The 12,538-nt window shown below is 36.6% G+C and carries 9 protein-coding genes and 1 pseudogene; 4 read left to right on the top strand and 6 right to left on the bottom strand.

The window, feature by feature from the left end:
• Positions 1-268: 268 nt before the first annotated feature.
• Positions 269-1,636 (bottom strand): nitrogenase iron-molybdenum cofactor biosynthesis protein NifE, encoded by a 1,368-nt coding sequence (gene nifE, locus ACIR310F_RS0113885; protein WP_028084338.1) that lies wholly within the window; start codon positions 1,634-1,636, stop codon positions 269-271.
• Between the two features lie 446 nt (positions 1,637-2,082).
• Positions 2,083-3,619, bottom strand: a pseudogene (nifK, locus tag ACIR310F_RS22595) (nitrogenase molybdenum-iron protein subunit beta).
• A gap of 586 nt (positions 3,620-4,205) precedes the next feature.
• Between nifK and ACIR310F_RS0113870 the strand changes: the two are divergent.
• Positions 4,206-4,799: a hypothetical protein gene (locus ACIR310F_RS0113870; protein WP_028084337.1), complete on the top strand. Its 594-nt coding sequence runs from the start codon at positions 4,206-4,208 to the stop codon at positions 4,797-4,799.
• Between the two features lies 1 nt (position 4,800).
• On the opposite strand, the gene ACIR310F_RS0113865 is transcribed toward ACIR310F_RS0113870, so the two are convergent.
• From ACIR310F_RS0113865 to ACIR310F_RS0113850, 4 genes are read right to left on the bottom strand one after another with little or no spacing between them, the layout of a single operon-like run.
• Positions 4,801-5,217: an effector-associated domain EAD1-containing protein gene (locus tag ACIR310F_RS0113865; protein ID WP_028084336.1), complete on the bottom strand. Its 417-nt coding sequence runs from the start codon at positions 5,215-5,217 to the stop codon at positions 4,801-4,803.
• Positions 5,218-5,251: 34 nt separating this feature from the next.
• Positions 5,252-6,010: an effector-associated domain EAD1-containing protein gene (locus ACIR310F_RS0113860; protein WP_028084335.1), complete on the bottom strand. Its 759-nt coding sequence runs from the start codon at positions 6,008-6,010 to the stop codon at positions 5,252-5,254.
• 15 nt (positions 6,011-6,025) lie between these two features.
• Positions 6,026-6,454: a hypothetical protein gene (locus ACIR310F_RS0113855; RefSeq protein WP_028084334.1), complete on the bottom strand. Its 429-nt coding sequence runs from the start codon at positions 6,452-6,454 to the stop codon at positions 6,026-6,028.
• Positions 6,455-6,468: 14 nt separating this feature from the next.
• The gene (locus tag ACIR310F_RS0113850; RefSeq protein WP_028084333.1) at positions 6,469-7,509 is read right to left on the bottom strand and encodes an effector-associated domain EAD1-containing protein; all 1,041 of its coding nucleotides are present in this window, start codon (positions 7,507-7,509) and stop codon (positions 6,469-6,471) included.
• Positions 7,510-7,819: 310 nt separating this feature from the next.
• Between ACIR310F_RS0113850 and ACIR310F_RS0113845 the strand changes: the two genes are divergently transcribed.
• From ACIR310F_RS0113845 to ACIR310F_RS23715, 3 genes are all read left to right on the top strand, one after another.
• Positions 7,820-8,437, top strand: a complete 618-nt coding sequence (locus tag ACIR310F_RS0113845) for a Uma2 family endonuclease (RefSeq protein WP_028084332.1) — start codon at positions 7,820-7,822, stop codon at positions 8,435-8,437.
• Positions 8,438-8,718: 281 nt separating this feature from the next.
• Entirely contained in the window at positions 8,719-10,029 is a 1,311-nt protein-coding gene (locus tag ACIR310F_RS0113840; RefSeq protein ID WP_028084331.1) for a site-specific integrase, read from the top strand.
• A gap of 667 nt (positions 10,030-10,696) precedes the next feature.
• Positions 10,697-12,538: esterase-like activity of phytase family protein (locus tag ACIR310F_RS23715; protein WP_051289652.1), on the top strand; the 1,842-nt coding region annotated here is incomplete at its 3' end.

Here is a 12,538-nt window from a genome sequence, read left to right as displayed (position 1 = left end):
ATTAATCTTTGATAAATTATAGAACATCTAAAAATCTTGTGGGATGGGCTTCTAGCCCGTCCAGGGTAGTGCTTCTAGCCCGTCTAGGGTAGGGCAGGCAAGATGCCTACCCCACAATAATTGAGGCTTCTACTCCGGGTAGGGCAGGCAAGATGCCTACCCCACAATAATTGAGGCTTCTACCCCGGGTAGGGCAGGCAAGATGCCTACCCCACAATAATTAAATTAACCAAGATAGTTTTCTGTTTTTACTCCCTGTGTAAGACAATTACTCCCAAGGAGCCGGCTTGCGAATTTGCTCCCACACAGGACTATATAAAGCCTCAGTCAACTCCCGCGCCATTTCCACCATACCCACATAACCCGCGTAGGGATGATGACGTTCTTGGTTAATATCTAAAAAGGGAATTCTGGCTTTTAAAGCAGTATATTGATTTCTACCGCCAGCAATCAGCATATCTGCGTTAGTCTCTGCAATTAATTTCAGGAGTTCGGAAGCGTTTCCTTTCTCCAGCATAATACCATCATTACCCAACAAATTTTTAATTTTAGCTTTATCTTCTTCCGTACTTTTGCGGGTACTTGTGGCCACAACTTCAATTCCCAAATCTTTCGCAGCGGAAATAATTGACCAACTTTTCACACCACCAGTATAGAGAACAATGCGTTTTCCTTTTAATTTTTCTCGATAGGGAGCAAGTGCAATATCTAAGGCCGCTGTTTCTTCAACAATGAGTTTTTCTGTGCGTTCCTGTAAATCAGCATCACCTAATTTAGCCGCCACAGTTCGCAAACAACGGTTAATATCATTAATGCCATAAAATGACTCTTCAATATAGGGAATACCGTAACGCTCCTCCATTTTTCGCGCCATATTTAAAAGCGCTCGTGAGCAGATCATGACATTTAATTTTGCCCGGTGAGCATAACGTACTTCTTGATAACGAGCATCACCAGTAATTTTTGATAAAACCCTAATTCCTAACTTTTCAAATAATGGTAAAACTCCCCACATTTCCCCTGCAATATTGTATTCACCTATTAAATTAATATCATAAGGGGTAGTATATTCAGGTTCAGCAGTTCCCACTACATATTCTAGTAAAGCTTCACCACCAAAACGATTACCTAAGTTTTTACTACCAATGAATCCCGGAGCAATAACAGGAATTACAGGAGTTCCAATTTTTTGGGCTGCTACCTTACAAACTGCATCAATATCATCACCAATTAGGGCTGTAACGCAGGTGGCGTAAACAAAAATCGCCGCAGGGTTGTAGTTTTGATTAACTTCTAAAATCGCTTTATAAAGCTTTTTTTCACCGCCGAAAATTACATCATTTTCCCCAACATCGGTAGTAAAACCTGTTTTATAAAGCATTGGACCAGAAGACAAACTCCCACGACTTCCCCAGGAATTTCCAGCACAAGCGATCGGACCATGAACCAAATGAGCCGCATCCGTAATTGGGACTAAAGCAATCATCGCACCATCAAAAGCACAACCCCCTTGAGCCGCACCTGGTTGAGCTTGTTGGGTACAAGATTTATTCTTTTTTTCTCCCTGTTTTTTTTGATTATGTTCACATCCTGATTCACTCAGCAATTCGTTAATTTTACTTTGCTTGACTTTCATTTTTATTCTCCCGTTAGATAGAATTTATTAACAATACAAATCTTGATTAAAGTCCATCATCAAAATAATGATTTCCACAAAATTACAGCCAAATTCACATATTTAGACTACAGTTTAAATTAATATATTTCTTCCTTTGCGTCTTAGCGCGAAACAAGATTAACTTAATATTTACACAGATAAACCTACAAAAAAGATATGTATTTATCTATATTTTCCAGAGTGGGATTTTCATAACATTGATTAACACTGATGAAAACAGATCATTTTTCTAGGAACTTATGGGAAAATTCATCTGTCAGGTAGATGAAAGGAACAAAGAGTAGGCTATTTAGGCTAATGGAATTGGAGATAGGGGAGAGGATTTTAGGGAATTTACCCAATTTCCTGTCCCCTTTGCTTATTTGCGACCGAAAGGAGGGGAAAATCCCACCCCTAGATAATTCTTAACGAACTAAGTCGTAGGAAATATCGGTTTGACCAGGAACATTGGTAGTACGGTCAATTTCTTCAAAGATTGTATTGACAATCCAGTTCAACAGGTTAATAACACCTTTATAACCAACAGTTGCGTAACGGTGGTAGTGGTGACGGTCCATGATAGGATAACCAATTCTCACCAAAGGTACACCACAATCACGCCATAAATACTTACCGTAGGAGTTACCAATTAATAGGTCTACGGGTTCGGTAAATAACAAGGAGCGTAAGTGCCACAAGTCCTTACCACCCCAGATTTTAGCGGACTTACCGAAGGCGCTAGAATCTAACAATGCTTGCAATTCTTTCTCAAATACTTCATTGGTGTTGTGAACCAAGATGTGTACTGGTTCAGCACCCATTTCCAACATAAAACCAACTAAGCTGTAAACTAAGTCAGGATCACCATAGATAGCGAAACGCTTACCATGTAACCAAGCATGGGAGTCAGTCATTGCGTCAACTGCACGACCACGTTCGATTTCTAACTCTTCAGGAATAGCCTTACCAGTCATTTCGCTGAGTTTCATCAAGAACTCATCAGTTCCCTTGATACCCCAAGGACGAGAAACACAAACGTCTTGACCCCATTCCTTAGCAATGTATTCACGGGTCTTGGCTGTGGAGTAAGCTTGAAGAGCAATAGTAGCTTTACCGTTAATGGAATCTGCTGCATCTTCGAGCTTAGTACCACCTGGGTACATATTGTACTCACCATCACAAGGTGAGTCAACATAATCACTGTTGTCAGATAATAAGGTGTAGTCAAAACCGAATAGGTTAGCAATGCGCTTAACTTCGCGGTTATTTTCTACGTAGGTATCAAAACCAGGAATAAAGTTGATTTTACCGTTGCTCTTGGCTTTCTTCTTACCTGCGGTTAAGGTAGAAAGGATTCCCTTCATCATGTTATCGTAACCAGTGATGTGAGAACCAACGAAGCTAGGAGTGTGAGCAAAAGGAACTGGGAAATCTTGAGGAACTGAACCAGCTTCTTTAGCGTTACCAATGAATGATTGTAAGTCATCACCGATAACTTCTGCCATACAGGTGGTACAAACAGCAATCATTTTAGGATTGTATAGTTTGTAAGAGTTAGCCAAACCATCAATCATGTTTTGCAAACCACCGAATACAGCCGCGTCTTCTGTCATGGAAGAAGAAACACCAGCAAATGGTTCTTTGTAGTGACGGGTTAAGTGGGTACGGAAGTAAGCCACGCAACCTTGAGAACCTTGAACGAAGGGAAGAGTACCTTCAAAACCTACGGCCGCAAACATAGCGCCTAAAGGTTGACAACCCTTAGCTGGGTTAACGGTTAAAGCTTCCCGCGCAAAGTTCTTTTCCCGGTATTCCCAGGTTTTTGTCCAGTCTGCTACCCGTTGTACTTCTTCGGAAGTGTGGCCATTTTCAAACTGTTTTTTTGTTTTCAAACAGTTGTTGATATTCTGGTTGGTGGAATAGCTCAACGTGATCCTGAATCTTTTCTGGATTCTGAGGCATTTTCTGTATCTCCTGCGGTGTATGATGTTTGCGTTTGGTGGAGAGTCGGAAATACCACTCAAGATTCAGAATGCAAAATTCAAAACTGAGAATTTTTAATTTTGAATCTTGAATTTCCAACTCTCCTGGGGTAAAACCCCAGATTTTTGTTCCCTAGACGGAAGCTTTAGCTTTAGCTTTAGCTGGAGCTTTTTTGTTCCAGGGAGCGCCAATTAATCCCCAAGTTGGGCTGTTGAGCGCCAAGTCCATGTCACGAGCGAAAATTGCAAATCCGTCGTAACCGTGGTAAGGACCGGAGTATTTATTCTGCTGGTTTAATAGTTTTTTTCAGATCCCTGAATCCTGGTAAATACTGATGATATGTGAATATAATTTTGAAGAAGTCGGGGATCTAAATCTGTTACATCCTCAACATTCTTAAATTCTGAAAATGTTAATATGAATAAATGTTAAACATAAGGATGTTCTTGGTGAAATTTGATATTATCCAACATAGTTAGGTAAGATTGAGATTTTATATAAATCTTCGATTTTAATATCATCATTTAAAAACATCACTAGAGCCACATTAAGAGGAATGGGTATCATGAGTGAAAGAAAAGTTAATTTAGAACAAAGTTTGATTGTACAGGAACAGGAACTTCTGAATCCTCCTAGTGATGGTCCGGTTCCTGAAGTGGCTTTATATCGGGCTTTAAGAATGGCGGAATTAGCTATTTTGGGAGAATTAGAGCGTTTAAATAGTTCACATAAGCTTGTAGGATTGCAATTAGAATATAAAGTTGTACAAATTCCTGAAACAGAGGATAAGGAAAGGATTAAACTTTTACATGAGCAAGCACCAATATATTTGGTTAGTTTGGGTAAGTTAATTGAAGAAGAAGAACCTCAAAAAATAGAAAAATGTGAAAATCAAAATCCACCAGAAGAAGATCAAGATTCATTAAATATAGAGTTCATTATTAACTTAGTGGAAAGAATTAAAGAATATCTGATTCTACACACTCCACCATATAAGTTATTAAATAATAAGATTCATCTTAATTTACAATTACAATTAAATTCTCAACTGACAACTTATCAAAGTTGTGATCGGGACTGTATAGAAAAATGCGGTCATAGGAGTCCTAGCGAAACACGAAGAGATGTGAAAAGATGTTTTTGTCATAAACCTTGTTAATTCATTTTAATTCAGGTTGAAAAAAACGATAGCCCATGAAACCAGTAACAATAATTACTAGCCCGACACAACAATTTTTGATAACTAAGGCTAATTTATTCTTTTTTTGATCATCTTCATCTGGATTTATTTTACTATTTTGAGAAGATTTTTCTAGCAAGTTTTTAATAGTTTCTTGCAACTCTACATTATCAGGACGATCTTTAGAAATTGCATTGAGTAAATCTATTAATGTTCCTCTAGTTTCCGCCCATTCAATCAGCTTGAAAATTTTTTGTTTATTGTTACTTCCACCTACAATATCATCTAAATTTTCACCTAATTCTAGTCTAATCAATATCTCTATCTCAGCTATATCTGGATAACTTTCAAGAATTATAGTTAATAATTTTTTACGATCATTTGGTAATAATTTCATATACAACACCTAATTTACAAGAATTTTCAAATCTCTATATGTTGATTAAGTCAATCAGACTCTTGAACTTATCAAACATAGCAAACATAGAAGATATATTCATCAAATTAAAGTTAAACTCTCTTCTTACCCAACCATCATTAATATCTAATTGTAGACAAGACGGTATATCTTTTCCATAACCATCAATAATTTTGGTCTCATTGGAAATATAATTAATACTATTCATGGTTTTGGGAACAATAATTGAAACAGTTGTTAATCTGGCAAAAAAATCTTTGTTGCGTTTTAGATAACACAATAATAACCCTTTTTCTGGAACATTTTTTTCTTGTTGCCAACGATAAGCACCCCAATCAATTGTGATCAGATGTTCTTTATTAATATTTTCTTTCTCAGGAATAATATGTGTCCAAATCGCTCCTATATAATCTTCTGGATCACAATAAATTGATTGAATTTGAAATAGTTGATTATCTTGAAGTGTATTTGTATTGGATGTATTATTTGCGTTGTTGATTTTTGCTAACAAATTTTTAATGGTTTCCTGTAATTCTACATTATCAGGACGCTCTTGAGAAACAATTTCTAGTAAGTTTTTTAATTTTCCTCGCGCTTGTACCCAAATAATCAGATTAAATACAATTGACTGAGTTGTTGTTTCACTATTAACAATTGCATCTATATTTTCTTCTAAAGAATACATTACTATTTGTGCCAAATCATCTTTAGTTGGATAGGCTTTAACAATAGATTCAACTAATTTCTGATATTCAACACCTGATAATTTCATAACTCAATCTCCTAATTAAACTGATTTTTTATTGCTGTCTTCAACAGGATTAATCAAAGGAATAGTTAAATTATACAAAATTAACAAAATTGATCCATAGACAGGATTATAAAAACTCAACCTGTTAAAAGGTTCTCCTAAAGCAAATACCCAAACAATAAAAGCAAGAGTAGAAATGCTCGTTTGTTTAATTGCTAAGGGCTTTTTCGGTTGAAAAGTCTGCTTAAGAATATAAACAGCCGTCAATCCAGTAAATATAATGAATAAAATCCATAATATAGTATTTGTGGGTATATTACTAGCACCTTTAATTAGTCCTGTAATGGCAATCCAAGCACCGACAATTTCAGTGGGAATATATTTTATTAACTTATCAAAATAGCCATCTAACTTTGCTTCTTCACCTTTAGCTTGTAGTTGACTGGTAATAATTCTCCGTCCCATAATAACTCCTTAAATTAATTTAAAAAATCTTTAATTTCTTGATAAATACTAGCAAATAAAATACCCTCTCTAATTGAGCCAAAAGTTTTCGCTTTTTGGGCATGATGTAAAGCTACTAAATACCAATTTTCATCAAAACAAGGTGAACCACTTGATCCTACAGCAGTTTTATTCACATATTGAACTAAACCACTATTCTGATAGACTCCGATAATACCATCTTGACTGATTGATAATTTCATGGATTCCCCTTCGGGATGTTGTAACACACTAATTCCCTTTTTGTCAACAGGTAATTTGTGACTATCCCAACGAGCAGGTTTAATCTCAGTTGCTTGAGCAATTTTTGATTCTACTTGTAACAAAACATAATCTAAATCTTCTGTTTTACTAAAGCATAAAATCGGGTTTTGTCTATCTAATTGAAAAGATTTGCCTTGAGTTTCTAAACCATTATCTGAAGTCAAACAACCAAACTTTAAGATAGCATTTAAAGCATTAGTTTTTATATCATCTTCTTCATTATACTTGAAAATATGATAATTAGTTAATACTTTATTTGCTGTAATTAAAACCCCTGTTCCCATAATATTGCGAGACGGAATTTCAATACGACAAACTGAAGTTGATTGTTCAATTGCTCGTTTTAAAAATCCTATATCCAATAAATTAGGTTCAGGTTTTAACCAACTTTGGAGTTGAATTTCATTGGTTTCTCCACGCCAATTAATATCGGGTCCAAAATCTGGATTTTTGACAGCATAATCTACAATAAACCGTTTCTTAATAACCACAGATTCATAAAATTCTTTAAGTTCAGGATTATCAGGATTAGTCTCATAGGCTGCTATAATTAGAGGTGATATTTTGCCTCTAGGAACTGCCCATTTTGTGATGAGATTAAATACTAATTGGTTGAGATTAGCACCTCCAGCGATCGCCTCTAAATTTTCTCCTAATTCAAACTGAATCATCATTGCTAAATCATCTTTAGTGGGATAAGCGCTAATGATGGCATTCACTAATTTTCTTAACTCAGTACCAGATAGATTCATAGGATTAAAGCATCTTATACTACAAAATCTTTTCAATCATGAAGATACTTTAGCATAAATCGGGTACAGTGATTTGTGATACCTATGATCACATTATTAATTCTTAATATTAGACATCTCCAGAAATTAAATATGCGTTTCCTAGAACCCTTGTAGAGACGTGACCTGGGTAGGGATTCTCGGCTCTACATTCTTTTTTGGAGATGTCTATTATATTGCCGATACCTAATCCTGTAAATCCTCAAATCTTGGACATCCTGATTCTGACAAGTGCTATAATGCTATTTTAGCAAAGCTTAGTGAGGACATTATGACCATCACGACCTTAACAAAATTAGACTTTGGACAATTCTTACAACAACGTCCCGATGATGGTATTTATGAATTAGTAAATGGAGAAATTGTTAAAGTGGAAGCAATTAGAGCGCATAAAAATGTAGCCCGATATTTAATGTTTGGTTTTAATGATGAAATTCGGCGGTTACAACTTGATTATATTGTAGATAAAGATATTGTCATTAGAACAGTTACCAATAGGGGCGATCAAAGAGGAAGAAACCCAGATGTGAGCGTAGTCAGTGCATCTTTATGGAACTCTAATGTCACAACTTATGGAGCTTTAATTGACGCGATTCAATTAGCAGTAGAAGTAACATCAACAAATTGGGAAGATGACTATATTGATAAATTAGAAGAATATGAAAATCTGGGAGTTAAAGAATATTGGATAGTGGATTATTTAGCAATCGCTTCTCGAAGTTATTTAGGAAATCCTAAATTACCAACAATATTTGTTTATGAATTAATTGACGGAAAATACCAATTTAAAGCATTTACAGGAACAGAAAAAATTATTTCTCCTACCTTTTCTGAGTTAAATATTACAGTTGAGGACGTAATTAAGGCTAGTCAAATTCATAATTTATGATCATCATAAATATCGTCCAAAATTGCACTAAATATAAGATAAAGGTTCTGATTCTTTGCGTGACCCATATTTATACATTTGATCTATCAGCCAATTTTTATTTCTGGTCGAAAGCGTGAAAAAGTTAGGGAGAAACTATGTTTGCATGAGACATATTTATTTTTCTAGTAAATATAAACTAAACAGACTTCAGCCCAACCCCTTCCCTACAAAGAGATTTTCCCCCCTCTCCTCTTAGGAGAGGGGTAGGGGGAGAGGTTTATTTGTAACTCTCGCAAAACATGAAAACAAACTTAGCACAGGAAATACAGCAGGTAAATCTGCGTTTGAAGTCTGCAAAAACCAGGGTAACAATCCGAGAATCAAATGGATGTCTGCAATTACGGGCAACTTTACCTATTAAACCAGGTGATGCAGATATCAACAACACAGGCAAAAAACAATATAACCTCAGTTTCAATATTCCAGCAAATTTATCAGGACTGAAAACTGCGGAGGAGGAGGCTTATGAATTGGGTAAGTTAATTGCTAGAAAAACCTTTATTTGGAATGATAAATATTTGGGAAATTTAGGAAATGACGGCATTAAAAAAGAGTTAATAACTATTGGTGAGTTATTAGCAAAGTTTGAAGATGAATATTTTAAAAGCCATAAACGCACCACTAAAAGTAAACATACTTTTTTCTATTATTTTTCCCGAATTAAACGTTATACAAATGCCAATGATTTGGCTAATGGGCAAAGTTTGATTAATGCAATTGATAAAATAGATAAGGAATGGGCTAAATATAATGCTGTTCGGGCTATTTCTGTATTTTGTCAAGTTTTTAAAATTGAAATTAATTTAACTAATTATGCTAAAGTTCCTGAAAGTAATTCTCGCAATATTCCCACTGATAAAGAAATAGTTACTGGATTTTACAAGTTTGATGAATATCTAAATAACAGAGGTAAACAAGTTAATCAAGATGTCAAAGATAGTTGGCAATTATGGCGTTGGACCTATGGAATGTTGGCGGTTTTTGGGTTACGTCCCCGTGAGCTTTTTGTTAATCCTCATATTGATTGGTGGTTAAGTAATGAAAATCTAGATTTAACTTGGAAGGTTGATAAAAACTGTAAAACTGGGGAAAGAGAAGCTTTACCTTTATATAAAGAATGGATTGATGAATTTGATTTAAGAAATCCTAAATATTTGCAAATGTTAGCGATCGCAATCAGTAAAAAAGACCAGAATAATCATGCAGAAATCACGGCTTTAATCCAAAGGGTGAGTTGGTGGTTTAGAAAAATTTGTTTGGATTTTAAACCCTATGATTTACGTCATGGTTGGGCAATTCGAGCGCATATTTTGGGCATTCCTATTAAGGCTGCGGCGGATAATTTAGGTCATAGTGTGGAAATTCACACGAAAACTTATCAACGTTGGTTTTCTTTGGATATGCGAAAATTAGCAATTAATCAGGCTTTGAGTAAACGGAATGAAGTTGAGTTGATTAAGGATGAAAATACGGGGTTGAAAATGGAAAATGAACGGTTGAAGATTGAGGTGGAAAAGTTGAGAATGGAAATGGTTTATAAAAATAGTTAAGTTTGCTTATAAATTGATATAAGCTGTACTGCATTTAATTTGTGTAATTATAGCGGGCATTACTTGTACTGAGCTTGGCTGTTGTATGCCTGCACCACAAGATTTAGCCATATTAGGATTCTACAATTTAGCTGCGGCGAAGCTTACTTATAACAAAATATATAAGTATTATCTAAGCTTGAATTAGGATGCGTAAATTAATCGATAATAATCGCAAATACATATACTTATTTAATAAATAGGCATTGCTGATATAGATTATCAAATTTAAAGCGAAACATAATTCATATTTGCATGATGCAACGCATAAATTTAACCATTTATTGTACTTTGCTTATTTTATTGTTAACCTTCCAGTGCCAATATCTTAACTGTTCGGATTAGTTCTTTGTTACTTAATCGTCCAATCAAAACTGAGTGTTTCATGCTGTACCTAGTCCTGACATCAAACAAGAGATAATAGCTCAAAACAGCCTCTAAAGACCTGATGAAGAGTTTTTATATCTTTTGTTCCTTGTCAACAGAGGTTTTCAGAGCATGGTTGCTCAAGTTTTAGGTTAGACCCCCTGTCGGAATAAGAACCTGGTTTCTGACCTGACAGGCAATGTAATTAAAAAACTGAACTGGCACGTAAAAACGAAATCAACAGAAAAATTCTCAATATAATATGCCTACAACACTAACCGGCTTCTCTTCCTTTCCTGGTGCAACCTACTCCAGTAGCTTCTTTTGGGACACATTTACATCCGGTCGTCAAATTACTGGTAACACCAATGGTATTACCGTACCTTTGACTACTCTTGGTCTGCCCCTTGGTGGTTTCAGTGCCATGCAAGTTGGTAACAATAACACTTACTGGTTTCAACCAGATAACGGTTATGGTCAAAACACTAACAGCGCCGACTTTTTGTTACGTCTTTACCAAGTTAACCCAATCTTAAAAACAGCGACAAATCCTACAGGTGGTAGTGTCCAGTTCTTGAACTTTATTCAATACCGCGACCCAGACAAGAAGATTAACATTCCTAACTTTACTCTGGTTAACGAAAACACTGCTGAGAGAAACTTAACAGGTGCTGACTTTGATATCGAGTCATTCGTCTTTGATAAAGACGGCACAATCTGGGTGGGAGACGAGTTCGGTCCTTACCTATTGCACTTTGATGCTACTGGTAAGTTGTTAGAAGCTCCCATTGCTGTACCTAACGTCCGCGCTCCCCAAAACCCTGCTGTATTGGCAGGAAATGCCACTGCTAACTTAGGTTCTAGAGGGTTGGAAAGTACAGCAATCAATACCAGCAAAACCAAGCTCATCACCGCTTTGGAAGGTGTCGTTACTGGTGACAGCCCTACCAACGATATTATCCGTGTCTACGAATTTGACTTAACCAGCAAAACCTTCGGCACACAATACAAATACAAACTGGAGAAGACTTCTAACTCCCAGTCAATCAATGACTTGACAGCTATCAATGATAATGAATACTTGGTCATTGAAAAAGACCGCTTAACTGGGGCTGCTGCTGAATTCAAAAGGATTTATAAAATTAACTTGACCCAGGTAGACGCCAATGGCTTTCTCATCAAGCAAGAAGTCGCTAACCTGTTAGACATTCAAGACCCCAATGACTTGAATGGTGATGGTTCAACCAGCTTTAAATTGCCATTCCAAAACGTTGAAGCTTTCACTATCGTTGACAAAAATACCATTCTGGTAACAAACGACAACGATTTTCCTTTCGTTGCCGGCAGCAGAACCCCTGGTCAAATAGATGGAACTGAAGTCGCTCTGTTGAGACTAGACACTCCTCTTAACATACCCAGAAGACTAAGCATCAGTGATGTAACTGCGGTAGAGGGATCAGATGCTGTGGTGACAGTGACTCTGAATGAAGCTAGTACTACTGCTGTAACAGTTAACTACGCTACCACCGCTGGTACTGCTACTGCTGGTACTGACTACAGTGCTGCTCCTGGTAACGCACTCAGCGGCACACTCACCTTTGCTCCAGGGCAGACCAGCAAGACTATCACCTTTAAGACTACAGGTGATACAATTGCTGAAGCGGATGAAAGATTCACCGTTACATTAACTAACCCCGTTGGTGCAACTATCCCCTTCGTAACTGGCACAGTAACTATCACCGATACCGTTACCTCTGCTACTACTGCTACATTAGCGGCAACAAAAACAAACCTGACCCTAACTGGAACTGGTAATGTTAATGGTACAGGTAACGCTGTTAATAACACTGTTACAGGTAACAGTGGTAATAACCTGCTTGATGGTGCTGCTGGTAATGACACCCTCATTGGTGGTTTAGGTAATGACACCCTCATTGGTGGTTTAGGTAATGACAATCTTGATGGTGGTGCAGGTGATGATACTTATCTCTTCACTCTCACTGGATTAGGTAACGACATCATTAGGGATGCCTCCGGTACAGATACCATTAGCTTTGCTGGTGCTGCGGCTACATTAGCTGCTCGTGTGAATTTGGGTGTCAAC

The organism is Dolichospermum circinale AWQC310F (genome assembly GCF_000426925.1).
Lineage (GTDB): Bacteria > Cyanobacteriota > Cyanobacteriia > Cyanobacteriales > Nostocaceae > Dolichospermum > Dolichospermum circinale.
Note: the sequence above shows the minus strand (reverse complement) of the source record. Positions and strands in the feature narration are given on the sequence as shown.